The organism is Armatimonadota bacterium (genome assembly GCA_013314775.1).
Lineage (GTDB): Bacteria > Armatimonadota > Zipacnadia > Zipacnadales > JABUFB01 > JABUFB01.
On record JABUFB010000008.1, the window covers coordinates 434,031 to 459,698 of the forward strand.

General features: G+C 63.1%; 19 protein-coding genes. 9 read left to right on the top strand and 10 right to left on the bottom strand.

The features are described 5' to 3' along the window. Positions 1–388: 388 nt before the first annotated feature. From HPY44_09125 to HPY44_09145, 5 genes are all read right to left on the bottom strand, one after another. The gene (locus HPY44_09125) at positions 389–1,147 is read right to left on the bottom strand and encodes a polysaccharide deacetylase family protein (GenBank protein NSW56164.1); all 759 of its coding nucleotides are present in this window, start codon (positions 1,145–1,147) and stop codon (positions 389–391) included. 60 nt (positions 1,148–1,207) lie between these two features. After that, on the bottom strand, positions 1,208–2,428 hold the full coding sequence (locus HPY44_09130) for a hypothetical protein (GenBank protein ID NSW56165.1): 1,221 nt from the start codon (positions 2,426–2,428) through the stop codon (positions 1,208–1,210). A 32-nt stretch (positions 2,429–2,460) separates the two neighbouring features. After that, positions 2,461–3,972, bottom strand: coding sequence for a DUF1961 family protein (locus tag HPY44_09135; GenBank protein ID NSW56166.1), 1,512 nt, complete (start codon positions 3,970–3,972; stop codon positions 2,461–2,463). A gap of 84 nt (positions 3,973–4,056) precedes the next feature. Then, complete coding sequence (locus HPY44_09140; GenBank protein ID NSW56167.1) at positions 4,057–5,535, bottom strand: sulfatase; 1,479 nt, start codon at positions 5,533–5,535, stop codon at positions 4,057–4,059. A gap of 166 nt (positions 5,536–5,701) precedes the next feature. Continuing rightward, positions 5,702–10,051 carry a hypothetical protein gene (locus HPY44_09145; protein ID NSW56168.1) on the bottom strand — a complete coding sequence of 1,450 codons (4,350 nt, stop codon included), beginning with the start codon at positions 10,049–10,051 and terminating at the stop codon, positions 5,702–5,704. Positions 10,052–10,232: 181 nt separating this feature from the next. On the opposite strand from HPY44_09145, the gene HPY44_09150 reads away from it, so the two are divergent. Continuing rightward, positions 10,233–11,606 carry an aminotransferase class V-fold PLP-dependent enzyme gene (locus HPY44_09150; GenBank protein NSW56169.1) on the top strand — a complete coding sequence of 458 codons (1,374 nt, stop codon included), beginning with the start codon at positions 10,233–10,235 and terminating at the stop codon, positions 11,604–11,606. Between the two features lie 94 nt (positions 11,607–11,700). Here HPY44_09150 and HPY44_09155 read toward each other — a convergent pair whose 3' ends face one another. After that, positions 11,701–12,567: a bifunctional methionine sulfoxide reductase B/A protein gene (locus HPY44_09155; protein ID NSW56170.1), complete on the bottom strand. Its 867-nt coding sequence runs from the start codon at positions 12,565–12,567 to the stop codon at positions 11,701–11,703. A 351-nt stretch (positions 12,568–12,918) separates the two neighbouring features. Between HPY44_09155 and HPY44_09160 the strand changes: the two genes are divergently transcribed. Genes HPY44_09160 through HPY44_09170 form a run of 3 tightly spaced genes read left to right on the top strand, consistent with a single transcriptional unit; the run spans position 12,919 to position 15,738 of the window. Then, entirely contained in the window at positions 12,919–13,710 is a 792-nt protein-coding gene (locus tag HPY44_09160; protein NSW56171.1) for a hypothetical protein, read from the top strand. Continuing rightward, complete coding sequence (locus HPY44_09165) at positions 13,707–13,925, top strand: hypothetical protein (GenBank protein ID NSW56172.1); 219 nt, start codon at positions 13,707–13,709, stop codon at positions 13,923–13,925. The genes HPY44_09160 and HPY44_09165 overlap by 4 nt, the downstream gene beginning before the upstream one ends. A 25-nt stretch (positions 13,926–13,950) precedes the next feature. Then, the gene (locus tag HPY44_09170; protein ID NSW56173.1) at positions 13,951–15,738 is read left to right on the top strand and encodes a right-handed parallel beta-helix repeat-containing protein; all 1,788 of its coding nucleotides are present in this window, start codon (positions 13,951–13,953) and stop codon (positions 15,736–15,738) included. 6 nt (positions 15,739–15,744) lie between these two features. Here HPY44_09170 and HPY44_09175 read toward each other — a convergent pair whose 3' ends face one another. Further along, the gene (locus HPY44_09175) at positions 15,745–17,001 is read right to left on the bottom strand and encodes a carbohydrate-binding protein (protein NSW56174.1); all 1,257 of its coding nucleotides are present in this window, start codon (positions 16,999–17,001) and stop codon (positions 15,745–15,747) included. Beyond that, positions 16,998–20,348, bottom strand: a complete 3,351-nt coding sequence (locus HPY44_09180; protein ID NSW56175.1) for a hypothetical protein — start codon at positions 20,346–20,348, stop codon at positions 16,998–17,000. The genes HPY44_09175 and HPY44_09180 overlap by 4 nt, the downstream gene beginning before the upstream one ends. A 298-nt stretch (positions 20,349–20,646) precedes the next feature. Here HPY44_09180 and HPY44_09185 point away from each other — a divergent pair, with 298 nt between their 5' ends. After that, on the top strand, positions 20,647–20,850 hold the full coding sequence (locus HPY44_09185; GenBank protein NSW56176.1) for a hypothetical protein: 204 nt from the start codon (positions 20,647–20,649) through the stop codon (positions 20,848–20,850). 124 nt (positions 20,851–20,974) lie between these two features. Then, positions 20,975–21,952, top strand: a complete 978-nt coding sequence (locus tag HPY44_09190; GenBank protein NSW56177.1) for an exo-alpha-sialidase — start codon at positions 20,975–20,977, stop codon at positions 21,950–21,952. Positions 21,953–22,035: 83 nt separating this feature from the next. Here HPY44_09190 and HPY44_09195 read toward each other — a convergent pair whose 3' ends face one another. Further along, positions 22,036–23,178 (bottom strand): hypothetical protein, encoded by a 1,143-nt coding sequence (locus HPY44_09195; GenBank protein ID NSW56178.1) that lies wholly within the window; start codon positions 23,176–23,178, stop codon positions 22,036–22,038. Between the two features lie 94 nt (positions 23,179–23,272). Between HPY44_09195 and HPY44_09200 the strand changes: the two genes are divergently transcribed. Genes HPY44_09200 through HPY44_09210 form a run of 3 tightly spaced genes read left to right on the top strand, consistent with a single transcriptional unit; the run spans position 23,273 to position 24,163 of the window. After that, positions 23,273–23,641 carry a hypothetical protein gene (locus HPY44_09200; GenBank protein ID NSW56179.1) on the top strand — a complete coding sequence of 123 codons (369 nt, stop codon included), beginning with the start codon at positions 23,273–23,275 and terminating at the stop codon, positions 23,639–23,641. A gap of 27 nt (positions 23,642–23,668) precedes the next feature. After that, a complete protein-coding gene (locus tag HPY44_09205; protein NSW56180.1) occupies positions 23,669–23,896 on the top strand; it encodes a hypothetical protein in 228 nt (75 codons plus the stop codon). Positions 23,897–23,926: 30 nt separating this feature from the next. Beyond that, a complete protein-coding gene (locus HPY44_09210) occupies positions 23,927–24,163 on the top strand; it encodes a hypothetical protein (protein ID NSW56181.1) in 237 nt (78 codons plus the stop codon). A 12-nt stretch (positions 24,164–24,175) separates the two neighbouring features. Here HPY44_09210 and HPY44_09215 read toward each other — a convergent pair whose 3' ends face one another. Beyond that, positions 24,176–25,636 (bottom strand): hypothetical protein, encoded by a 1,461-nt coding sequence (locus tag HPY44_09215; protein ID NSW56182.1) that lies wholly within the window; start codon positions 25,634–25,636, stop codon positions 24,176–24,178. Positions 25,637–25,668 lie beyond the last annotated feature (32 nt).

Consider the following 25,668-nt stretch of genomic DNA (forward strand, 5'->3'; position numbering starts at 1 on the left):
TCCCTCGCCTGTGGCCGCAGACTATGCCACGACCCAGGCGAGCCGAAAATGCAAAAGCCCCGCTGCAGGCGTACGTGAACGCCGCGCACGGGGCCGGTCCTCTCGGCTGTGGCAAATGCGAAGATGGATCACGTCAAGGCCTCACTGCTGCGATTGCCCAGTCGTTGCGCGGGGGAGCAATCGCACGGTGTGCTGTGTCGTTGGCTGCGAACAATGCGTCTACGGTCGGCCGATTGACTGAGGCATGTTAGCCGCGCCCAGGCAGAATTGTCAAGGGAATGCTTGCCTTCCGCGCGAACAAAACTCAAATCTGGCTCAAGATAACGAAATTACTGTAGCAGATAGGCGACCCCCTGTCGAGAGGCAACTTGCCGACAGCAGCAACCAGTCAACGGTATTGGGCTCGCGCTTCACGGCAGAACCGCGCAACATCCACCACGGGGGCGGTCCACACGCTCTCCCGTTCGTCGGCCAGGAAGTCCAGCAACTCGCTGAATTCGTACTCTGCAATCCCCAACCGCCCGCCCTCGATGGAGTGGAAGGCGAAAATGATCCAGTGGCCGCGCTTCATGGCCTTGCGAACAAGCCCGATTAGTTCTGTTCCCCGGCAGTGTTCCGCGTTGTGGGACCACAGACAGTGGAGGTCGCTGTTCACCGGCGAGTTCGCAAAACCGTATTCCCCGATGCCCCGGGCTGCCGCGAAATGCCGGGCGATCACCGGCACGTAGCTCTGTCTCGTCAGCCCCTCCCCCACATCCGTCTGGTAGCAGGGGTACGCGAAAGAGCGCTCGACGGCCGGGATGATCTCCTGGAGACGCTGCTCTGTCCGCAGGATGTCCGCTTCGATCTCGTCCAGCGTCGAACGCTCCAGCCCCTTCGCCTCCGTGTCATTGGAAAAGTTGCGGGAGCAGGTGTGGCTGAAGCTGTGGTTGCCGATCTCATGTCCCCTGTCAGCCAGATCCTTCCAGGGAAGAAGAGTCTCTACGTAGTTATCCTCACGCGCGCTGATGTAGAAGGTCCCGCGAAGACCGCGGTCCTCCATGAGCGGAACGGCGTGCTGCAATTGACTGGGGTGCCCGTCGTCGAAGGTCAGGGACACAGCAGCGACCTGTGCGCCCGGCCACACATCACGGCAGTCAATGATCATCGGATGAACCTCGGCACCACATAGTTGGTAAAACTCTGGCCCGCCATATCTGCGGCTGCATCAGTAGTTCGCCTGCAGCCAACTCTTGAGAATCTCGAACCCGTCACGCTGATCCCCCTCAGCGCGGGATATCCAGGGAATATCATTGCCCCGGATTACGTCCAAGGCAAAGGCTTCCGCCGCGCCTTCGGCCTCAGTCAGCTCCGGCTTGAAGACGGAGGGCAGTACCGCCACGCAGTCCCACTCCCTCTTGCCGAAACTCAGCGACCAGTTGACGATCCAGCTGTAGGAGCGGATGAACTGCTCCTCGCTGCTGCTTGTCGCAGAGGCAGGGACAGCGATGAGCACAAGGTCCGGGTTGAGGCCGCGAACGCCCCTGCCCCAGTTCTCCATGGACGCAAGCGAGCCGTCCCCCAGCGGCCATTCGATCACATTCACCTGCGCCCGTGCATCCAGTGATGCAAGCGCCGGGGCAATGAGCGAAGCCGCGGGGGGCATCGCCACCACCTTGACGGGACTGCCGGCCTTGATGAGAGCTGCCGTTCGCGGAATGAAGGGCGGCACGGAGCTAACGTCAGCCAGCGAGATCTCGCGTCCGGAAATGGCCTTCGCGAGCATTTCTGCAAAGAGCTTGTGGCCGTGCATGCTCGGGTGAATAGTCTCGCTCATGAGGAGCATCCAGCGGCGCATGTCGGTCTTCCTGATGCGTTCGTATTCGGCGAAAAAGTCCACCACCGGCAGTCCCTGCTCCGCGGCAACCGCACGCACAATACCGGAGTACTCCGCCAGCTTTGCCATCGGGCGGCGTGGGTCCTCATCGTAGATGCTGTTGGGCGTGCACAGCATTACCTCGGCGCCGATGCCCCGGCAGCGCGCGGCGATTTCCAGGAGGTTCTGCCGATAAGTCTCGGGAGGAACGCCGGTGACATCATTCATCCCGAACATGACAGTCACCAGTTGAGGCTTGTGCGCCAGAACATCGCGCTCAATCCGCGCCAGCGCCTGAACCGTGGTATTGCCGCTGATCCCGGCATTGATGACTTTCACCTTTGCGCTGGGGTATTGACGCGACAGGGCAAGCTGGAGCATCTCAGGATAGGCGCGAATGCCGCCGGTGTGGTAGTAGACACCCGTGATGCTATCGCCAAAGCAGACGATGGTTGCAGATGGATCGCCTCCGGACAGCGCGGCGTCGGTCGCAGGCGTCAGGGATTCGGCGCGCACTCCCGACAGGGCGATAATCGTGAGGGAGACCGTGAGTGCGGCGACTGCGATGGACATTGTAGGCACCTTTCGGACTGGTTGTCGTACCGTCATTCGGCTGGGTGCACTTCCCAGACGCGGAAGTGGCTGAAGGATGCTTTTGCAGTGTAGCCCATGATGCGCAGGCCTATGAGGCCTTCCTGCCAGACGGGACCGTATGTCTGCCCGTCGTCGTCGAAGCGCGTGGCGATCAGTCCCCGGGTCTCCAGCGCGATCTTCCCGCCGACTTTGAGCAGCCGGAACAAGTGGGGGCCGGGCCCCTGACCGGTGATGCGATCGTCGCCGCAGGTGACAAGGAAGAAGCCCTGGTTCTTGCGCACGTTTGTGGTGCGTCGCGGCCGCCCGGTCTCGGATGTGGCGAAGCCGGAGATATGGTAGCAGTTCATCTCGCCACTGTGGTAGTTGCGGAAGATACCCTCCCGCAGGGGCAGATCAAGATCGAATATCGACCCTCCCGAAAGGGACTTCGCGCCGAAGAACACGATATGCAGGCCGCGGCTGGAGTCATTTGGCGAGAAGCCATACTCTAGCAGGAAATCCCCTGGAAACTGCCGGGTGTTCCACAGGACGAGGTGACCGTCATCGCCACCGTGGGTCTCCATCCACAGGCGGCCGCCTTCTGTCCACGCCTTGCCTGGTCCCTCGAGGACCCACTCTGCGCCATCCGGCCTGCGAACGCGCTTTTCACCGTCGAAAAGGGACGCCTCGTGCACCCAGTTGAGCGGGGCGTTGAAGTCCGCCTCGTATGCAAGTTTCAGACGATAGGGGCTCAGGTCCAGCGGCTCGCTGTAGACGGTCCTGCCTTCTCCCTCGAGGGCGTTGATCCGGCGGCCAGCGAGAGTCGGTCCAAGCTGCTCTTCCGTCATGTAGTCGTCAAACAGCTGGACTTCGTCTATCGCAAGAGTGGCCCGTCGGTCGCCTTCGCCCATGGAGCCACCCAATTCCAGGGGCGCATCGAGGTCGAGCATCAGTGGGCCCACGTCCTGCAGGAACGTATCCTCCTGTAGGACGCCGTTGAGGTACGTGTCCACCGTGCCGGAAGGAAGGTCCCAGGCGACCGCTAGATGATACCAGCGATCGGCTTTCAGGTGGCTCAGGTAGATATTGCCTTGCAGCGGCTTGCTCACGTCCGGCTGGGCAACGATTACCCGGAGGATGGGATGAGCCGGGCCTTCAATGAGGATGAACTTCCCGACGGGGCAGGTCAACAGAGTGGCCTGGATGGGTCTTGCATCGGAACCGGCAAGCTTCGCGGCACGGATGGTGCGGGAAGCTCTGAACCGGAAGGCGAGGGTCCCGCGGTCCCCCCAGGTGTCTGGGGTGACCGGGATTGACAGCGCCGGACCTGCGGCTCCGGGCTCGACGCCCTGCCCCTCGACGGACTCCACGAAAACAGCACCGGAGAGCAGCGTGGCGGCGGCGGGTTCACCGCTAATTGTACCCTCCAGGGTGCCGTCCAGACGGAACTGCGCGATCTGGGCCGGGGCGCGAGTGCACGCGAGCAGGACCAGCAGGATTGCCAGGGCTCCCTGCGCCAGCGTGCACGTGAATGCGTATTGCATGGTTGATCACGCTCCAATCGGGACGGCGGAAGACTGGGCCGCGAAGGGTCCCTGGTGATACCGACGACATACGCCCTGTAAGAATCAGGCCGGGGGCTTCGCGGCCTGCCAGCCCTCGGCGAGCATCTTCCCCAGCTCCGCCACCGTTCCTGCCGCTTCCGGTCGGTTGGCGATGTTCACGTTCTCCCCCGGATCAGTCTCGTGGTCGTACAGTTCCCGCGCCACGACACTCTTGTCTTTCTGCTGCCATTCCGTGTAGCGGTACCGGTCGGTGCGCATTGTGTAGCCCATAATCTTTCCCCGGGGGTACTGGCTGAAGGCCGCAAGTTTCCACGGGCGTCCAGGGTCGTACATGAGCGGCTTCAGGCTTGTGCCCTCGAGATGCGCTGGCAGGGGTAGACCGCACAGTTCACAAAGCGTCGGGTAGATGTCCACAAACTCGCACAGGGCGGTGGTGGGCCTGCCCGGTGCGCCCTGATTCGGGGCGCTGATGATGAGCGGTGAGTGCACGGATGTCTCGAAGTTGCAGTGCTTGCACCACAGCCCGTGCTCGCCCAGGTTCCAGCCGTGGTCCCCCCACACCACGACCACCGTGTGGTCGCGCAGACCGAGGTTATCCAGTTCGTCCAGCAGCTTGCCGATCTGGGTGTCGGTGAAGGTGGTGCACGCGTAGTAGCCGCGTATCAGTTCGCGCGCCTTCTCATCGCTGAGCGGGCCCGTCTGCGGGATCTCGTAGTACGCCCGCAACTCGCCCCACGTGTGCAGCGCGATATCGGGGCAGTCCGCGGGCCGGAAAGGGTTGTCGGCCAGACTGATGGTATCCTCGGGGTACATGTCCCAGTAGCGCTTCGGGCATGCGAAGGGCAGGTGCGGCCGGAGGAACCCGGCGGCCAGGAAAAACGGGCGATCCTTGAGGCGACGCATCTCCTCGATGGCATGGGCAGCCGTGAGCCCGTCCGGGTAGGTCTCATCCGGCACATCGAGACACTCCGTGGCCGGTCCACGCCACGCAGGTTCTTTTCCCATCTTGCGTGCTTCCTCACGCGCCAGCCTTCCCTCTTCGCGAGTCTTGGGGTCGGCGTGGCTGGAAGTCTTCGGGTACCACGGGTCCAGACTCCAGCTATTGGGGTCATCCCGCTTGCCGTGGTGGTAGATCTTGCCCATGCTCACCGCCTCATAGCCGTTGGCGCGAAAATGTCCGGGCAGAGTGACCACGTCCGGACGCGTCGTAGGCAGTGGGGTGTTCAGGTCCCAAACCCGAGTGGAATCAGGGCGCATCCCCGTGAGAAGGCTGGCTCTCGATGGTGCGCAGACCGCCTGCTGACAGTAAGTGCGCTGAAATGCCGTGCCCCTGGCCGCGAGACGGTCGAGGTTCGGCGAGATCATGCGTTCATGGCCGAAGCAGTTGAGTTGGGGGCGCAGGTCGTCCACGGCGATGAACAACACGTTCAACGGGCGGTTCGCGGGAGTGTCTGCATGGGAATCACGACCCGCCAGGAGTGACGCGAGACCCCCGGATGCCAGAAGGCCTGCCTGGACGAATCTCCTGCGAGAGATGGACATGATGGGGATCCTCCTGTGTTTGGGTGCGGCGGACGACGGAACCGGGCAACTTGAGGCCCATTCGCCTATGCGTCCGTCAGGACGCCTGGCCGCAGGCCCTCCACCCCATGCTTCAGCGCGGGGCGCCGCGAATGCGACCGCTCTGCACCAACAGGGCAGAGCCCCTCTACTCAAATCGAATCCGATAGCTGAAAGCTCTTGCGTCCAGGTTCAGCTCCAGATTCCGGCCATTTTGAGAGAAGGCCACGTCTTCCTGCTTCTCGCCTTTCTGATTCAGGCCGTCAACGCCGGACACCTTTCCGGGCCTCCCGGGCAGGTCATCCAGCTTTAGTATTGCCCGGAATGGAAGGCTGCCCTGCAGGGGCAACAGCCGCCATTCTGACGGGCTTTCGTGGACCAGCCGGAAAGCGCCATTGGTGACGATCGGGCCGAAGTCGACCATGCGGCCCTCCACGTTGAGCCTAGGCGCATCCGCCGGCGGCAACTCGGGCCGGTACTCAACAGACTTGATCTTGCCGTCTTCTCGAGTCACTGTGAAGATGCCGCCACGCACCCGCGTGTCATCCATGTAGGCAATAGGCAGGAGGCGTCCACCGCCCCGTGAGGGCGAGTAGAGACCATATCGCAGCTGGTACTCTCCATCATACAGGTCCGCCGGGATCGTGAAGGAAGTCTTTGAAAGGTGCACTCCGACCTCCTGGAGCTTCGCGAGCGGCAGGTCCACGTTGGAGTGGATTGCGATGCGTTCGCCCTGGTCGGTTGCCTTCGGGTGACAGACATGCACGAAGGTCTGGTACCCGTCAGGGAGTGGGCTCAGCACCTCCCACTCGATGTCCGCCTCGATTTTTCCACCACCCAGGTGCCGTGCCGCCACCACTCGCGTCCTGATGGGCGCCCGGCTGCTCACATCCAAAGACTGTGGGCGTGCATCCACGAAGGTTGCCGTGGGGCTCTGCGCAAATCCCGTGGAAAGCCCGTCGCGCAGGGCGATCTCGCTGATTACGTCTCCCGAGACGGCGAGGTATCCGAACCTGGGCAGCGTGCGGCCATTCACCACCCACGGGGTGTCGCCACGGTTCACCCAGACCTGTCCGCCGCCACCAAAAGTGGTGTGCTGACGGTGGATGTCATCGCCGACGAACTCGTGGGCCTCAAAGGATTCCCGGGCGAGGCGAGCGCAGATGTCGTGCTGCAACCAGTAGGTCATCACCGTGTCCCGGGTGCACGGGCCAGTGCACATGGGGTTTCGGCCACCCATAACAGTATTCGACAGGTAGTCATCGCTGCCCCAGCCGGAAAAGGGCTCATCTCCGGCATAGCGTGGCCCAAGGCCGCCGGCCAGCAGGACAAAGCTCCCATGGCTCGCCATGTCATGCCAGGGCGTGCGTTCGGCGTCGCCGCATTGCCAGCCCCAGGCCTTCGCGGAGTTGTGGTCAGCCTGTGCGCCGTCGAGATGTCCGATCAACCCGTCATGGCCGGCTTCCGAGATCTGCGGGGCATTGTCACCCAGCTGCTCGCGCACATAATCGAAGGTCCGGCCCCAGTGCTCGGCGCACTCCAGCTTGGTGTGGAAGCGGCCTTCCTGGTCGTAATAGTCCAGGAGGGGAATAGCTGAGAATACGTCGATGAAGTATGCGGTGGGCGCAAAGCCCTCCTTGATGAGCTTGATGTTCCGCTCCAGCCAGGGGCCGTACGCGCCGGGCAGCCACCGGTAGCTCTGGGCCTTGAGGCCCGAGTGGAACCAGGCGCGCTGCGGCGTGCCGTCGCGGTTGAACAGGATGTGCCGGTAGCTGAACCCTGACGCATCCGGGTAGAAGTCGATGTAATTGTCATGAACTGCGCAGAGCATCCCGGCGTCCTTGCAGGCCTTCACCCAGGCGTCCCAGACTGCGGGGTCGCAGCTCGGCGGATAGATATCTGGCAAGCGATAGTCGTACCCGTGTCGCTGCCAGGCGTGTTTCACGAAGACCGAGTCATTGAGGCCGTACGCCCCCGCGCGGCGTATGTCGGCGGCGATGTCATGCCCTCCCCACCAGTCGATGCACATTCTCCCCTTGAGTTTCTCCACGCCGCCGGCGGGCTCGAAGCCGGACAGGTCGCGGTACACCCGGGCCGCGGCAAATGCCCCGCGCTCCGAGGGGACGAACAACAAAGTAGCGTCGTGCCCGGTCTGAAGAGAATAGAGCTTGCGGTCCGGATCGACTTCGAAACGATACGGAAAAACATCGGCGGCCTGAACGAGGCTGATGCCATTCTCAAAGTCCATCCCCACGTGCCGGGTGCTGAGGGTGAACCCGCCCTGCCCGAGGGTGAACTTACCCGGGTCCTGAATCACGTTCCCGAATCCCGCGTACACCCGCCTTGCCCTGATCGTTGCCGGACCGGGCCCCAGGCATGTGAAACGGGGCTCGCCACGGGAATTGCGTTCCTCCGTGGGCATACTGAAATGAATCTTGAATGCCCCATCTTCGGCCCACATCTCGGTCCAGGCGGTGATGGTGTTGTACTGCGGGTCGGCGACGAAATCCCGGATTGCGATGCTGCGGCGCGTGGGATCACGTTCGGTCTTCCCGCCGATCACGCGCATCTCAGAACGCGGATCGCGCAGGTTCTGGCCATTGATTTCGACAATGAATTCATCAAAGACCACCGCTTCTTCCTCGGTGACGAAGGCCAGGGCGCCATCCGCGAAACCGTTGGCACCCGCGGCCCAGCCCACCCCGAAACGCCCGGCGGGGTTCTCCACCAGCCAGCCGAAATCATCCGGCCTGCCTGCAAGCGCTGCCCGCGCCCGGCGTATGGCCCTGTCACGACGCTCCTGCAGAGCCGCGGGGTCCTCGGGTTCAGGAATCTCGCCCACCATCAGCGTGGGTTCGCCCCAGTACCCTGAGTCGCAGGTGGTGTTGTTCTTTGGACCGGGGCCGTTCCACAGCCGCAGAGTAATGGTCTGCCCGGCGAAGGCGGATAGGTCAACTTCGGCAGGTTCCCAGACCTTCGATGCCGAGAAGCGTTTGAAGACTTCCTGGAATGCCCCGCCTTCGGGAGCCACCTGCACCCGCCATTCCACCCCGTCGCTGGGCGGTTCGGTCTCCGGGTTGTGGTCCCGTATGGCGGTAGAGAAAGTGAGACTGACTGGCGTGATGTCGGGCAGGCGGAATCGGGTCTCGGCCCACATGCGACCCGCTCCGCCGCGGTATGGCGGGTGAATGCCAATGGAAGGCTTCTCGTCGGGCCGGCGGGCGCGAACAGGCGCGAAGGTGGTCCCGGTCTGGGGATCCGTACCCACCCAGCCAACAGGCAGGACGTGGAAGGGCGCATCGCCCTGGGCGCTGGTAACCCGAAACAGCCCCAGGCGGTCCAGGGCAACCGGTCCCGTGCCGTTGAGCGTGGTGATCGGCAACGCGGAGCTTCCATCGTCTTCGGTGAGGGCCGACAGCCGCAAGCTCGCATAGCATCCCGCATTGGTCCAGTACTCCCCCGACTGGCTGCCGATGGTTACCTCAGCCTGCCTGACACCGTTGTCCGAGTCCCCCAGCATGAGGTTGAAGCCCAGTTCGGCGCCGGTGGACAGACCATCGCCCACGAGACTTAGCGGCACGGCAATCTCCTCATCATACCCGGCTACCGTCTTGCGCGCGCCCACTTTGATCGCCGACATATCCGCGGGTGTCCGAGTGCGGACACCGTAGTCAGGCACTTTCACCCGCGGCCCCAGTTCCGCCAGAGGATTGATACTCAACACCAGGTCGTCGCGGCCGATGCTTCCAGCATTGGCACCGGACTCCCCCCGCGCCGACAAATATACGCGGGTGTAGTCACTGTTTACGTAGTCACGCGATTCCACATCCGCCGCGCTGATGTCGTCATCCGTGACGCGTAGTCCGATGTAGAGCGTATCCCCGTCATGCAGCAGGTGGAGGATCGGGGCGAAGTCACCTGGCGAGACCGAACCGAAGCTGACGAGTTCCTGGCCCAGCGGCACGGCAATGGCTTTCCCCCACTCAGACAGATCGCCGTCCACCTTGACCGGCGCCTCGGTGCGCAAGGCTTCGAGACGCCTCAGGCCGGCCTTCGCGGCGGGCTTGTTGCCGACAGCAGAAGGCGAAACGAAGGTTACGTAGACTGCATGCGCCTCCAGTGAATGCCCTGCGTGCTGGAACTCAACATACGCGTGAACCGGGTAGTGCGCCGAGTACGAGGCCTGGCCGGGAGTGACTACTGCTTCGACTTCCAGGCGGCCCTTCGCGGGGATCTCGACCGCGCGAGGTTCGGCCGGATCCACGGACCAGTCGTCGATGACACCCATGCGCAGGCGGCCCGAGACGCGCTGGTCGCCAGAGTTCTCCAACACAACGGTAACTGGGATCGGCTTGCCCAGTTCGCCCACATCGCCGAACTCCATGATGCTTACGGTGAGAGGGCCGACGGTGTCCTTAGCAGGCTTCCAGGCCCAGGCGACAGCGGACAGACAGAGGGCCATGGTAGCGATGAGGAAGAAAGGGAATCGGGTTGACATAAGTGCCTCCGGCAGGTCAAGTCTGGTTCCCGGAGGGCACATTTCGCGGAACGGGTGCCGGATACCTACCCGAACATCCCACAGGCTCGCCCAGGCATGCAGGTAATTCCGAATGGACGGGGAAACACGGCCCTCGCACGAGACCAGGATGAGCGCCAACAAGAGGACAGGAGAGACCACAATGTCAGACAAGAAGGCCGAACTCGCAATCAATGGTGGCCCGAAGGCCGTGGAGAAGATTGAATGCCCGGCAGAGCCCAAAGTCGGGCTGGAGGAGTTCCTGGAACTCGCGGACACGTGGGGGTACAGCGCGGAAGCCGTGGAGCGCGTCCGAGCAGCGCTCAAGGACGAGCCCCTGGGCAGCGGGCCGCACCTGACGCGTTACTATAACCCGCGCCCGTCGAAAGTGGTGGCGATGGAAGAGGAAGTCCGCAAGTTCCTGCGCTGCAGGTACGTCCTGGCACTGCACTCGGGCACTTCGGCACTGGAGACCGCCTACGTGGCGGGGGGCATTGGTCCTGGAACAGAGGTCATCGTCCCCGCATACACATTCTTCGCCACCGCGGCGGCCGTGGTGAGCGCCAAAGGCATACCGGTCATCGCCGAGATTGACGAGTCGCTAACCATCGACCCGACGGACGTGGCGAAGAAGATCACCCCGCGGACCAAAGCCATCGTCCCCGTGCATATGATCGGCACCGTCTGCGACATGGACCCCATCATGAAGCTCGCGAAGGATAATGACTGCCTGGTGATCGAAGACACCGCCCAGGCTGCGGGGGCCGAGTACAAGGGCAAGCGCTGCGGCACCATCGGCGACCTGGGCTGCTTCAGCATCAGTAGCTACAAATACATCGGCGCGGGTGAAGCGGGCCTTGTGGTTACTGACGATGAGCGCCTGTTCATCCGCGCCCAGAATCACCACGACACCGGCGCTTGCTGGAGGCCCGACCGGTATGCGGAGGAGCGATTCGAAGGCGAGCTCTTCTGTGGCACTAACTACCGCCTGTCTGAGCTTGAGGGCGCGGTGAACCTGGTGCAATTCCGGAAGGCCCCGGCGCGTTTGGAACGGAACCGGACGGTCTACAAGCGGTTCACGGATCGTCTTGTCCCCCACACCGACATCATCCCGCAGCAGGTGCGCGATGTTGAGGGCCAGGTAGGTTACCGGTTCGCCTTCTTCGCTCCCGACGCAGCCCAGGCCCGGACACTCACGGATGCCCTGCAGGCCGAAGGCGTGGGCGCCAGCGTAATGACCGCAGGTGGCGCGCGCGACTGGCACATCTACAGCTACTGGGAGCACATCCTGAAGCAGAAGTCGGCGACGCCTGAAGGCTGCCCCTTCACCTGCCCCTACTACAACGCGCCGCTGCCGCCTTACGCCGAAGACATGTGCCCGCGCACTCTGGACCTGCTGTCCCGCTGCGTGACCTTGGGCTTGAGCGAGTGGTACACCGAAGAGGACTGCGCGCAGCTTGCCGGTGCGGTGAACAAGGTGCTGGGGGCATTCCACACGCCGATTGAGGGTGCGGCGTGGCATGACATCAAAGTCTAGCAGGGGCACACCCCACGCCGGATGCACGGAAAACGAGCGGGGCTTCGAACCTTCTCATCGGTCGAAGCCCCGCCTCTCGTTTCATCAACCTGCACTACCACAGCTTCTGGCGGCGGTGGCATGAGTATCCGCCCTTTTTCGTGAACCAGTCCTGGTGATACTCCTCTGCCGGCCAGAACTTCCCCGCGGGCGTTACCTGGGTCGCTATCTTCATCCCCCGCCCCTTGAGATCAGCAATGAGTTTCTCGGCGATGGCCTTCTGGTCATCATTGGTGGTGAATATCGCCGAACGGTACTGGTCACCGATATCCGGTCCCTGGCGGTCAACCTGGGTCGGATCGTGGATCTCGAAGAAGAGCTTTGCGAGATCCTCGAAGGAAATGCGCACTGGGTCGTAAAGGACCTCCACCGCCTCTGCGTGGCCGGTAGTGTGGCTGCAGACCTGTTCGTAGGTGGGCTTCTCAGTGCTGCCGCCAATATACCCCACCGTAGTGCTCAGGACACCCGGCTGCTGTTGGAACTGGTATTCCACACCCCAGAAGCAGCCGGCGGCGAAGATCGCCCGGCCGAACTTCACCTCCTCAGCGGGCCGGAACAGCATCGAGATCGAGTTCACGCAATGCCGGGTGTTCTTGTCCGTATAGCCTTCCCCGGTAAACACGTGACCCAGATGGCCTCCGCAGTTGGCGCAGATGATCTCTGTGCGGCGGCCGTCGGCATCGGGCACACGCTTCACAGCGCCCGGAATCTCGTCATCGAACGCCGGCCAGCCACAGTGTGCCTTGAACTTGTCTTCGGACCGGTACAGCATTGCCCCACACTGGCGGCAGGTGTAGATACCCTCGGCGAAGTGATCGGTATATTCCCCGGTGAAGGGTCGCTCAGTGCCCTTGTGGAGAATGACAGCCGCCTCTTCGGGGGTGAGTTTCCGGTATTCGCCGGGCTTGGGTTCGCTGGTCATGATGTTTGCCTCCGTAACGGCTGTGGTATCCGTCCCTCCTGCACTCTCGGCCGGCTGCGCGACCGGACGGCTTGTTGCCACGAATGCGCCTGACAGGATCATCGCCGCAAAGACCAACCCGACAAGCAGCGTGCCGGCCGGGCGTGTCGAGCAGTGGCTGCACATACAGTCATCACCCGTTCAGATGATTATATAATCAGTATACATATCAACGCATGGACAGCCCCTGTGGTTCACCCCTCGGGGACCTAGTTTTCCGGATACTGGCGGCTCTCCTGCAAAGGTATTGGACGCAGGCCGCGGAACTGAAAAGTGACAGCGTCTATCCACTTCATCCGAGGTGACCTCGCAATGCCCGTTGGCGAACACAGCGAACCGGAATCCACCCGCCGCACCTTCTTCAAAGCCGCACTGGTGCCGGCGCTTGCGGCCGTTGCTGCGACGGCGGCGGTGAAGGAGTCGCAGGCGCAGGAAACGCTTCCCGACACCCTTCCCCGGCGGTTCATCGTTGGCAAGCCGGACATTCCCCCGCTGGACACGCCGATCCTGTTCGCGCGGGAAGGCAGTCACGAGACGGGGCAGACCCACGAGGTCCTCTCGCTCATCCAGGACGAAAAGGGCAGCAATGCCTTCCCATGGACGGTCTATGCACAATTGCGCACACATCACACCGGTGGCGACGCGGTGGTCTTCTACTCGCGACTGCATAAGGAGGGGCCCGGCTGGAGTTGCGGGTTCCATTCAGAGGTCTTCGCCCGCAACTGGGGCGTAGGCATTGGCATGAACATCGAGGTGGGCAACCAGTACGAGGGCACAGAGGGTTTCAACGGCGTGATCGGCATTGAGGTGCAGTCCCTTGGCCCGCAGCCTGCCCTGGCCGGGCTGCAGATCGAGGGTGCGGGATCTTTCGAGAACATGGTCCGCCTGCGAGGGCGCGCAGAGACCGGCATCGACATGCCCGGTGAGTGCGGAGTAGGCATCAACCTGCACGGGAACTCCCTACGGATGGATGAGGGCGCATGGATCGAGCTTGATCAGGATGGACAGGTGCGGATGCGCTACCACGAAGGGAACATCGAGTTCTTCAGGGGCCAGGAGCGAATCGCCCACATTCCTGTGAATGGAGAGGACCACGCACTATGACGCCCCGGAATGAGAGCGAGCGCGTTCTGACCCCTGCCCAACAAGCCCACCTGCAGCGTCTGTATGCCGGCTTTGAGCAGGCGCAGCGCCAGCTCAACGACTTCGTCACATATCTCATGGCCGAACACGAGCTGGAGAACCCGGACCAGTGGCAGCTCTCAGCCGACCTGACGAGATTCAAGAAGATGGGAGCGCCGCCGGAGCAGGCTGGATAGCTACGCCCACCGTCTGGAGGCCTCGATGACCATGTGCACCGACCCTTGCCCGAGCTTGTTCTGGATGCTCACGCTCCTGTTTCTGTGCGCACTGTGCCATGCCCAGGCCCCCTCCGCCGGAACGATCTTCGTCGACCAGCGCCATCCCCAGGCCGACGACACCAACCCAGGCACGCCTGCGGCACCCCTGAAGACCATTTCGGCAGCCGCGGCGCTGGCGGAGCCCGGCGCCACGGTCTACATCCGCTCGGGCATCTACCGCGAGAGGGTGCTGATCGAGAAGAACGGCACCGCCGATGCGCCGATCCGCTTCGAGGCATCGCCCGCCGCGAATGTCATCGTCACCGGCGCGGATGCCATTACCGAGTTGCGCCACGAAGAGGAGCCGGGAGTCTTCAGCGCACCCTGGCCCTACGTGTTCATCGGCTGGAGCCCGAACCGGGCGCATCCGGATGATGCGCACCACGCCATGGTCGGACGCGCAGAACAGGTGTTCGTCAGGGGGTACCCCTTGCACCAGGTCCTCGAACGCGCGCACCTCAGCCGCGGGTCCTTCTACGTGGACCAGAGCAATAAGCGGCTTTTCGTTCGCGGGAAGCATGGCGAAGACCTGACCAAGGTCCTGGTGGAGGCATCTGTGCGTGACGTGGTGTGGGATGTGCAGGGCGAGCATGTGAGAACCCGGGGCATCCGCTTCCGTTATGCCGCGAACAGAGCCCAGTCAGGCGCGGTTGTCCTGCGAAAGACCGGGGATGTGCTGGAAGACTGCGTGGTAGAGCGCATGAACTCCATCGGGGCCACCTTCACCGGGCCGAACATGACGGTACGGCGCTGCACCTTTCAGGACAATGGGCAGATGGGCTTTTCCGCCGGCTCGGCCCACAATCTTCTTTTCACCGGCTGCCTGGTACGCAACAACAATACCAAGGACTGGGCGCGGGGCTGGGAAGCCGGGGGCAACAAGCTCGTTCTGTGCCGGGGAGTGGTGCTGGAAAACAGCAGGTTCCTAGAAAACCGCGGCAACGGCATCTGGTTCGACATCGGCAATGAAGACTGTGTGGTGCGCAACTGCCTGATCGCCGACAATGAGGACTGCGGCATTTTCTACGAGATCTCCTATGGCCTGCGTGCCCATGACAACGTGATCGTCGGCAACGGACTCACGGACACCCCCGGCGCGTGGGGAGCGCAGGCGGCCATCTCCCTGTCAAGCTCCCCAGGCTGCGTGATCGAGCGCAACATCATGGTGGGCAATCGCGAGGGGTTCAATTTCCGCGAACAGGGCCGCACTACGCCCCGCATCGGCAAGAGTGGACCGGAGGAGCCCGTCTGGAACCACGATCAGACGGTGCGCAACAATATCATCGCTTACAACCGCGACGCCCAGACCTGGGGCTGGTTTGATGTGCTGGATGAGCGACACTTCCCCCAGCACATGCAGCGCAAGCCGGCGGATCTGAAGCAGGGAGAGCCGGTGGGAATGATGGGCGAGATGCAGATTGACGAGACCGGGCGCCCGGTCAATCTTGTCCTGGACCAGCTCAACTTCAAGTTCAGCAGCAATCTCTATGACGTGGCGGCGGGACAGGAACTGTTCAACTGGGGCTGCGCGTGGCGGCACAATGTGCGGTACTCGGACCTGGAGAAGGTGCGGGTGGAGCTTGGCCTGGAACAGGGCAGCGTGCAGGCGCCGTTCCAATTCGCAGATTACCTGACGCGGGACTTCCGGGTACCCGCGGACAGCCCGGCGCTGAAGATGGATTGCTACCCCCACGGTGAGGTGCCGGGGGTCGTGCTGGGGACGCTGGAATAGCGGGCGTCACCGCCCGATCTCGAGCGTCTCTCCTGTTGCCAGGTCGGTGAACCTGGCCGACCCGTCCGGTTCGAATACCAGATCGAACAGGCCTTCGCCGTAGAAACGTGCCAGGGTGGGGTAACGCGACGCCGTCTCCCTCACCACGAAAGAATCTTTCCGGGACCCCACACCGATACTCGGGCGATCCGTACCCCATCGGGTCGATAACCGTGCAGCGCCGATGAACATGCCCTGCCACTGGTCCAGACGCAGACGCAGGCCGGGTACCTGTGGCGCACCGTCTGACAGGGACGAGATCGTGAGCCCGGGCGACGCTGTTATGTGCACCCCGCCCATTGACAGGTAGTTCGATTCCCACCTGATCCCCGCTTCGCTCAAGAGCAGGCGTTCGCCATCGCCGGTGGTCGCTTCCACAGTACGCATGCCATCCGAGGAGACTACAGGAGCGGGCAATGCGACGTCCCTTTTAGTTCGCGACTTCACCACCACGAAGAGATTGCTCCCATCGCTGATCCAGAACGCAAGCTGCCCTTGGTCAGGGCCGCGCACCACCCCAAGCCGATGCTGACCGACGGCGTGCAAGGTCCACTGTGCGCCGGGAGTTTCCGGCTCGGAAGCTGTCGCAAACAGGCAGTCTCCGATCTTCGCAAACACTCCCTGCCCTGTCTCGCTGAAGCCGAACTCCACCGTCCCGTGCTTTAGCGCGGCATCTTGCCGGGGTGCCACATTCCGCCGCGCCGCCGCCTCCAATTCCGCGAGTTCATCGGGCGACAGCTTCCTATCCGCGAGCAAGACCTCCCGGGTATGAAGCGCCACCCAGTCCAGCGATAGACCTCGCGAGTCAGCGTTTGTGATGCGGAGCACATGTCTTCCCGCTGCCAACCTGAGCGGCGGGAGATCGAGCGTGGCGACCTCAAAGGCGTCCCAAGCGCCGGTTCCAGCCAGCGTCACCGACCCGAGCGACTTGCCATCGAGGGACAGCTCGCGCCGGGTGTCAGGCCAGCCCAGGCTGTAGCGTAGACTAATGACGTACTCCCCCTCGGCGGGTACATCGAAGGCCAGCTCGAGCCACGGACCGGGGTCTTCCCAGTAACTGACAGTCTTCCCGCCCGATGCCTCTTTGCGCTCGATCACCTGCACCGTCCCACCACCCTGGGCGGCCCATTTCTCGGCCTCCACCCGCAGCAGATCCCCCGCGCTCCAGCTCCAGACGGCACAGAGAACCAGCCCGGCAGCAAGTATCGACACCCATGGTCTCATCCCTCGACCACCACCGTCACGTGGGACTTTGCAGGGATCGTGACCGTGGCCTTCCCGCCCGCCACGTCGAGGATAGTGGCGTCGTGCTGTGGCGCAAACACCCGGGCCTGGCCCTCTCCTACCTGCAGATCCCGCTCCACACTTGCGTCGGATTCATTGTGCAGCACGGTCACCCTTCGGGCGCCTTCGGTGAAAGAGAAGCCGAAGATCGGGCCTTCGCGGATGGTCTGTACGTTTTCGGCCAGATCACTCTGGTACGGCAGCACTTCGGCGAGAAAATGGAACTGCCGGCCTGCGGTATAGCTGAAGGGTGGCGCATCGCCCGATGCGGCAGCGGCGTCCTTCAGGATAATCTCGCGACTTCGGTACTTCTCGGGCTTATCCAGGAAGAAGGTCTCGCTGGGCGCGGTCTCGACACTGGCGAAACTGCTGTCGTGGATGCGGGTGATCAGGCTGCCATAGCGGAACATGCCTTCCTGGCCGACCTCAAATTCGCGGTTCATCCCGAAGCGCAAGCGTCCCCAGACCCCGGCGCACGTTGTGTCCTCAACCGCGCGAATTGTCAGCATGCCGATGAGCCGGTCCTTGCTCAGGAACCATTGCTGAAGCCCTTCCCACGGTTCATCGCTGCTGCCGTGGCCCCAGGCAGGGTGCGCTATGCGATACTTGACGCAGAGGGTGGAAAAGTCGGGCGCAACAACGACCGACGGCTCCTCGCGGCCCGAGCAGTACCGGGCATTGTGCCAATGATCGCCGTCCGGCTTCAGTCGGGCCTCTACCGTGGCCACTTGCAGTGCGGCATCAAGTGGCAGCGGCTTACTGTTCCGGTCGCTCACCATGCATCCGACGAAGGTGTCTTTGCCGATTTCACCCACCGGTGTCACGCGAGCGGTACCCGCGAAACCGAACTTGCCGTACCGGCCCCGAGGGCCCTGGATATCCTCGTCATACAGCAGCCAGTTGTCCCGGCGTGGCGAGGGCTCTATGTCTTTCCACCATGGGGCCGCGTAGACTGCGGCAAGCCCCCGGTCATACCCGTTCTGCGCGGCGTCCAGGGCCGCCAGCTTGTTCGCACCATCGTCGAACATTCCTGCGATCACGTCGGCCCCGGCTGGTGCCGCCGCGCTCCAGTAGTGTTTCCAGGAGCAGTCGGTGTAGGACTCCGTCATGCCCTCAGAGTCATGCACAAGGGGGTAGTATCCGGCCGATCGGCGCAGGATATCTCGTGCCCGTTCATCACCCGTGACCTGGTAGTATCGCGCGATGAAGGTCACATTGAGCTGGTGGTAGACGTAGCACTCATTCTGCGGCCAGATGTAGGTCCATGCGCCATTGGGGTAGAGCGCATCAGACAGCCACTGGAGCATGGTGTCACGGTCGTCCCGGTATTTTTCATCCCCGAACATTCGCCAGGCCCATTCCATGATGAGCAGGTAGTGCACATCCATGTTGGGGTAGTATCGGGGTCTGTCGGGATCAAGCGGCTCGCGCGGCCCGTAGGTGCGGTACTGGTAATCGACAAGGGTCCGCAGTTCCCGCTGCCACTCCTCGCGTTTCGAGGGCAGGATCACCCACGGATATTCCGCCTCCAGCATCAGCAGAGAGTCCATCATCGGCGCGATGCAGAAGCGGTTGATGTTCTCATCGCGGCCATAGATCGCTTCGCGGCGCGGGTTGAAGTCTCCACCGTCGTGGTTCTGCGTAATCGCCTGGTAGTGAACCAGAAGGCGCTTGAGCAAAGCCGGGCTGTGTCGCAGGGCGCTTCGCGGGTCCAACAGCCCCCAGGCCATCACTGCGCACTGCTCCCCGAGGGTCCGGAATGTCCACGCGTTGGCTATCTGGTTATAGCCCTCTTCGCCCTTCTTGTAGACGGTGGTGTCCTTCGCGATGCCCGCAGCGTTCTGGTTGAGATTCGCGATATACGGATTGCCATCGGCGTCAGGCGGTTGGCTGACCGCGTGTGGTACCGCGGCGGCCTGAGCCAGGATCTCGTCTGCGCGGCGGCAGTAGTCCTCGACGTCCTCGAGGGTCGCCAGTGCCTGCGTTCCAAGGCCTGCGTCGATGGCCAACTTTGCGTCATCCAGCGCCCATTCGAGGGTCGCCAGGAGGAGCTTCCAGTCATCACTGTCACTTGCCCGCTGGGCCAATTGGATTACGCCATCGGTGGTGGGCTCGAAGATCGCCCTTGCCTGCTCCAGCGCTGCTGCGTTCAATCGGCGTTCCTCCTCGATCTCTGCGATTCTCTGGGTGTCGGCTCCCAGATGCACGTCATCCCACCAGACTTTCCCTGCGGCGAAGAAGTTGAACAGGTACACGTGCGCAGCGGCCGTCTGAGCGGGGGCTTCGAAACGCACAGTGGTCTGCTTCCACGTCTCGGACGGTTCGCCGTATGCATGGAACTCCCGGATCGTACGTCCCTCTGGATCCACCAGCGTTATCCGGGCATCCACTCCCTTGCGGGGGGCAGCTTGAGGGTGGCGAGTACGATACCAGCCCTGGAATACCCACAGACCGGGAGCAAGGGGCACACGGAGATCCCAGGAGCCGCGCTGCTCCTTGTCGGCACATTCCACCGACACGGAGCGTTCACCCGCGAAGGGATTGTCGGTCTCCCAGGTCATGACGCTGCCCAGGCCCCAGTCGCCGGCGGACCAGAAATCGGGCTTGCCCTGTCCGGTGAGGTCCAGTTCGAAGCCCGGGTTCGGCAGGAGGTTTGAGCCATCCAGGGCGGGCGGACCGCCGAGTTTGCCAGCTTCCGCCGCATACTGGTCGAGAATCGCAGACTGCTCCGGCGTGGGCGGCACCACGCGGATGTTATCGAAGGCGATCTCGGTGGTTCCGGTGCGCCTGCCCCCGGTAACGAACAGCTCGACGAAGAAGACCTGCGAGAGGTCGTCAGTGCGCAAGCGTCCGGCCGGTCCGGCGAAGTTGGTCAGCCGGAAGCTGATGCGCTTCCAGCCTGTGAAGTCCAACTCAACCGCGTCGCGCAGGTTGCGATAGTAGATCGGGCGTTCGGGGGCCTTGCGGCCCAGTTGCATGTCCAGCCTCCCCCCTTTCCCATCGCCGCGCACGTCCAGCTCCACGGCCCAGGATCGCGAGAAGTCCGTGTCGGGGATGAAGCGGCTAAACCAGCCGAAATCAAACTCTCCGTAGGTGATCTTTCCCTCGAGAATCCCACCGCGATCTGTATCCTCGCCCAAGGAAATGACCGCGTTCGACTTGCAGCGCCAACCGTCGAGACTCTTGTCTTCAAAATCCCAGTTCACCGCGTCGTGCGCGACGGGGTTCTGAGCGGCGGCCAACTGGCTGAACCACAGAAGACAGATGAGGGCAGGGGCAAGGGGCATCTCCGGACCTCCGGGCGGATGATGGTCGGGGTTAGTTCGCCGCCGGGGGATGCCGCCCCTCCGGGAGGGAGGGCAATCCCGCACGGCGAAGCACTTGCGGTCAGCAACGACCATGCCCACTGGTGGTACCGTCCATGTCGCGCTGCATCCAGTATTGTCTTCGGTGTATCACGGCCTGCACGCTGGCGGTATTCGCCGTCACTGCGTCCGCGCAGGAAACCACGGGAGTGTTCGCTCTCGTCGAGCACAACCTGCCCGAATCGCTGCAGCCCGGAGAACGCTTTGTCGGCAGGCTGACGTGGCGGGTTGTCGAGCCGGGCGAGCCCCTGTACACCACGTCAGTGCTGGACTTCTCGGCGACAGGCAACGCAATGACCAGGCCGGGATGGCGCACCTGGACGATCTCGTCAAACAGGTGGTGGCAGTTCCGGGCGACCCGAAGCTGGCGGAGGATGCCCGCGACTGGCTGCGCGAGGTCATCTGTCCGGCGGAGAAGGACTGACGCGGAAGCAGGGCGAAGAGGCCTGCATATTGGCGCGGAAGAGGGGATTCGCGTGCGCACGCTCATCTGTGCACTTACTGTGCCCGCCTGCCTCACAACCTGCCTCGGGGAGGTAGAGAGACCCGTGATTGAGTTCCAGACCGTCGCTGTGAAAGACGTCTGCGCCTGGCCGAATCTCACAGAACTGCCCGACGAGAGTATCGTCGCGTCCATTTTCAATCAGCCCGGCCACGGTTCGCTCCCCGGGGATGTTGACTGCTGGGCGACTACCGATGGTGGAAAGACCTGGCAACTGCGGGGCACCGCCGCGCTGTGCGACAATGCCACCTCGAACCGGATGAATGTTGCCGCAGGCATGGCCACCGACGGCGACATGGTTGTGATCGCCAGCGGGTACGGGGAGATTGGCACCGACAAGCCCTTCCACGAGCGCGTGCTGGTGGCGAAAGTCTACCGGTCTTGGGATGGCGCCCGCAGCTGGATCGTCACCTCGGACCTGCCCATGGCGCCCGACGGCGCGCACCTCATTCCCTTCGGCGACATCATCACTGCAAATGACGGGAGCATGCGGGTGCTGTGCTATACCGCGTGGAAGACCTGGGCCACATACATGCTCACTAGCCGCGATGAGGGGCGGTCGTGGTCCGAGCCAGTGAAGATCGGCGAGGGGATCAACGAAGGCGCGCCGCTGCATCTCGGCGAGGGCAAGTGGATCGCGGTGATCCGCACCGTCTCTCCCGCCGACTGTCGCCTGTACACCTCCGAGGACGACGGAGCAACCTGGACAGATCGCGGCCCCGTTACAGAAGCATCTCAGCACCCCGCGCACCTGCTGAAGCTCAAGGATGGTCGCGTGCTGATGACTTACGGGAACCGTCGCGAGGAGCGCCCCGGTGTAGAAGCGAAGTTCAGCTCCGATGGTGGATTCACCTGGACGGAACCGCTGCGCATCCAGGAACTGCCCATGGTGGACCTTGGCTACCCCGCGAGCCTCGAACTGGCCGACGGGAGAGTGCTCACCGCCTACTACGCTCGCAGTGGGCCCGGCTATGACGGCTACCACATGGGCGCGGTTGTCTGGAGGCTGCCGGAAGCCAATTGACCGGCACCTGAGATTCTGCACCCATCGGGAGGCGCTCTGCTCCCGCTGCAGAAGTACTCGTGTTGGAAAGATGCGGAGCCGGGCTAATTCCCTGCTTCGGTCACTTTCCACACGAAGGTCTCCCACGGTTCGGCGGTGACGGTGACCCGGCCGTCCTCAAGGGTGGCTTCTGTGGTGCGCGTGTGTCCCCAAGGCTCCAGTTTCCCATTGTCCGGCAACAGGCCTTCGCCGCCGCGACTGATCCTCCGCGCGATGGGCTGACCATTGGCGAGCACAAGGTAATCCCCAGCAGGGCGCTTCCAGAGCGCCATATACACCGCCTCGTCCGCCGCATACTGGAACCGCTGGGGCTTGTGCGCCGGCTTCACGAGGTCTGTGAACGCTCGCACCTCGAGCATCGTGTTCTTGAACTCCGAGTTGATCCAACCGTAGCCGCCCTGAACCGATCGGTAGTAGCTCCACCAGAAGAGTCCGCGCACTCCCTGAGCCAGGCTCGAGTAGGACCAGTAGAAGAGCTCGGTGGCGTTGGGGTAGCGCAGGTTCGCAGGGTCCTGGGCGCGGCTTGCTCCCGCTGCCCCGAAGACCTTCCAGTTCATGCACTGCAGGACGGGCATAATCGGCTTCGACTCCAGGCCGACCCCACGCCCGATGAAAGTCGTCACATTGTGCAGCGGGGCATTCGGGAAAGGCTGATCAGCCACCGGATAGTGGTCAAGTTGCAGGATGTCGCAGGCCTCGGTGTAATCCCACCAGTCCGTTGTCCAGGCTTCCACGATGCACACGGGCACCAGCGGCGCTTCGTATTTGAGCAGCCAGTAGAAGGGCATGAGATCGCCGGTTGTGTGCTTTCCGCTGGGTTCGTCATACATGAGCCAGAAGCCTAGGGCCGGGTGATCCTTCAGCGCCATCGCGATTTTGTGCATCTCCAGCAGCCCGTGTTCCGACGCCCACTTGCGGCCATTGAGATACGCCATGACCTTGAGCCCGTGCTTTTCCGCAAGGTCCATGTACGCCAGGTACTTCTCGATGGATTCGGCGTCCGACGCACCACCCATCCCGTAGGTGTGTACGTAATTGACGCCCATCGCCTTGACCTGCTCCATCGCGGCTTCGCTGTCCACCGAATACATGCCGATGGGGAAGTCGTCCGAGTTGAGGTCCAGCGGCGCTGCGATCGCAGCCGCCGTGCCGAGGGCGAGAAGGAGAGCGAGGGACGTCTTGCGCATCGGGAGTCACCTCCGGGCGTTTTCATGACGGTTCCCGGCGCCGGTCACATCATCCTCCATACCCGCCAAGAGCATTGGGGCGCAGTGGCGAACCATGACCGATATCCCGATGATCACCGGTCAAGCCGAAGGTTCGACCATGCAAGCTCTCGTGCTCATGTGTCTTCTTTGGCTGTCTCTCTCTCAAGCCGGAGCCCAGGCGACTGGCGTCCGTTCGCCGGCCGAATTCACCAATGACGACGGCTCGCGCCCGGACGGCATGCATGACGGGTCCGACGATAGCTCCGCATTGCGCAAAGCGCCGGCCGAAGGCCCCGGCATGGTGATGGTCGGCGCGAGGACGTTCCGCTTCAGCGAGATCACTGTTCCCGCAGGCGTCACCCTCGCTGGCACCGGGCCCGGCACGGTCATTCGCCCGGCCGCGAAGGGTATCGTCTTTCGCCAGGAGGGTGTGCGCGACTGAAGGATCCGCGACCTGACGATCGACGGCGTGGCACCAGGCAACTGGCTCGAGCGCACGGATCAAGGTGCCGAGTATATCAATGCCACCGGTCTGTGCTGCGAGAGCAACGTGACAGGCGGCATTGTGAACGCCGGCAATGCGAAGATCACGGACTCGAACATCATCAACAACGTGGACGGGCTAGTGCTCAAGGATGGCGACAACGGCTCTCACGGGATCATCGGCAACTGCCTGCCGAACCACAATCAGCGCTAAGCACTCCTCGCCCGGGAGGTAAAGAGCGGGATGGTGATCAGCGGCTGCTGCTTCTTCTACGGCTGGATCCTGGTGGAGAACGCGACAGGCGTGAGCATCACGGACGGCCTGATCGGCTGCTCGCTGCTGGTGCGCGGCGAAGAGATCAACCGCATTGCCGGGAACCGCATCTTCCCCGGCAGCGCGCCAGAGATCAGCAGCAGCCCGGCAACGCTGGTGCGCGACAACTATGGCCCGGATGGCCCGTGGGAGCATCACCGGAACTGAGTTGGCAGGGCATCAGGCACTCTGCGGCGTGGTCTGACGCGCGAACCTGAGGGCGAACAGGTCCGCGTCCTTCATCACAAAGCGCAGCCGCACCGGGCGTCCTGCGAGCGCATAGACGTCGGTCCCGTGGGTCCAGCGGACGACCCGGTCGGTCTCGTCACCAATGATTTCCGGGCAATCGGCCAGAGCATACCGCGGAATCGGCGCACCCGACGCATCCTGGATCTCAACCCGCACGGACCCGGCGGCGCTGGTTCGGTAGCTGATCTCGAGCTGGCCACCGTCGAAGGTGAGTGGCTTGGTGACCATCTCCCCACCGGCCCACGGGGCGCTGACCGACGCGAAGCCATCAGTGCGCAGGACCAGGCGCTCGACGTGCCAACTATCCTGCATGTAGTGCCGGGCCACGAACATCATCATCTGCGCCGGCCCGCAGGGCAGGATTCCGGTCAGCGGGTAGTTGGTGCGCGAGACCCAGTTCGACGCGCCCGGCCCGGGCCGCACGAAGGTCTCCATGAAGGTGCGGTCATAACTGGTCGTGCCTGCACGCGTTGTCAGCAGGACGGCGTCGGAGCAGTCATTGGCGTATGAGTAGCCATGCGCGGTGTGCAGGCCAATCTCGCGCTCCTGCTCCTGGGTCACTACGCGCCGGCCTTCCATGAATCGGGCCGCGGGGGCAATATAGATGTGTGGCGCGCGAAAGTAAGGCGTCGTGTTGTTCGTGTAGAACTGTTCGCGCGGGGTGTCGGAATATGTCATCGGCACCGATTCCGTCCACTCCATCAGGTCCTTCGACGTAGCCCTCGCCACCGTCCGGTACCCTTTCCCCCACTCATCGTCATACCAGCGGTAGTACAGCACATACTGCTGCTCGGCATCGCTCCAGAAGAGGGTGTTGCCGCCGTCGAAGCAGTTGCGCAGGTGGCTGACCATGTTGGGCTGTGGGTCTAGTCTGTGGAAGCGCATCCCGTCCGCGGAACCCCAGAAGACCAGGCGCTTCGGGCCGGCCGGATCTGCGAAAGCAGTGTGCTGCTCTCCGCTCAAGGGCTCGCTTGCGATCGCCTTGATGCGCTCGCTTTCAGGCACGCCCGGGCGGGTGTCGAGCCATGGAGCGGGCATGAACCCCCGGCCTGATTCGTCGGCAACGATATTGGTGTCGCGCCGCCCGGCACGCTCAACCAGGCCCAGTTCGGGCTTGGTCCAGTTGATTCCGTCATCGCTGACAGCCACGCACAGCACGCCGCTGTGGTCGTCCGGCGCGAGGGTCATCGCCCGGTAGTACATCAGGTAGCGGCCCTTGTGCATGAAAACCGCGTGGGGGCCGTTCGCCGGGCCTTCCCAGGGCCTGTCGAGGCTGATGGCGGTTCCTCCCGGGACCGGCTCGTGCAGTTGGAGGCGAGCACCTTCCAGCCGGTCGATGAGCAGCCGATCGACGAACAACTCCCGACGGGAGCCCAGGTTCAAAGTACTCATCTGTACGTTGCCCTCCGCACGTCATGCTCCGG

Bases quoted from the DNA above. Each gene is read 5' to 3' on its own strand.
- HPY44_09125 (NSW56164.1), bottom strand. From the start codon at position 1,147: ATGATCATTGACTGCCGTGATGTGTGGCCGGGCGCACAGGTCGCTGCT.
- HPY44_09130 (NSW56165.1), bottom strand. From the start codon at position 2,428: ATGTCCATCGCAGTCGCCGCACTCACGGTCTCCCTCACGATTATCGCC.
- HPY44_09135 (NSW56166.1), bottom strand. From the start codon at position 3,972: ATGCAATACGCATTCACGTGCACGCTGGCGCAGGGAGCCCTGGCAATC.
- HPY44_09140 (NSW56167.1), bottom strand. From the start codon at position 5,535: ATGTCCATCTCTCGCAGGAGATTCGTCCAGGCAGGCCTTCTGGCATCC.
- HPY44_09145 (NSW56168.1), bottom strand. From the start codon at position 10,051: ATGTCAACCCGATTCCCTTTCTTCCTCATCGCTACCATGGCCCTCTGT.
- HPY44_09150 (NSW56169.1), top strand. From the start codon at position 10,233: ATGTCAGACAAGAAGGCCGAACTCGCAATCAATGGTGGCCCGAAGGCC.
- HPY44_09155 (NSW56170.1), bottom strand. From the start codon at position 12,567: ATGACCAGCGAACCCAAGCCCGGCGAATACCGGAAACTCACCCCCGAA.
- HPY44_09160 (NSW56171.1), top strand. From the start codon at position 12,919: ATGCCCGTTGGCGAACACAGCGAACCGGAATCCACCCGCCGCACCTTC.
- HPY44_09165 (NSW56172.1), top strand. From the start codon at position 13,707: ATGACGCCCCGGAATGAGAGCGAGCGCGTTCTGACCCCTGCCCAACAA.
- HPY44_09170 (NSW56173.1), top strand. From the start codon at position 13,951: ATGACCATGTGCACCGACCCTTGCCCGAGCTTGTTCTGGATGCTCACG.
- HPY44_09175 (NSW56174.1), bottom strand. From the start codon at position 17,001: ATGAGACCATGGGTGTCGATACTTGCTGCCGGGCTGGTTCTCTGTGCC.
- HPY44_09180 (NSW56175.1), bottom strand. From the start codon at position 20,348: ATGCCCCTTGCCCCTGCCCTCATCTGTCTTCTGTGGTTCAGCCAGTTG.
- HPY44_09195 (NSW56178.1), bottom strand. From the start codon at position 23,178: ATGCGCAAGACGTCCCTCGCTCTCCTTCTCGCCCTCGGCACGGCGGCT.
- HPY44_09200 (NSW56179.1), top strand. From the start codon at position 23,273: ATGACCGATATCCCGATGATCACCGGTCAAGCCGAAGGTTCGACCATG.
- HPY44_09210 (NSW56181.1), top strand. From the start codon at position 23,927: ATGGTGATCAGCGGCTGCTGCTTCTTCTACGGCTGGATCCTGGTGGAG.
- HPY44_09215 (NSW56182.1), bottom strand. From the start codon at position 25,636: ATGAGTACTTTGAACCTGGGCTCCCGTCGGGAGTTGTTCGTCGATCGG.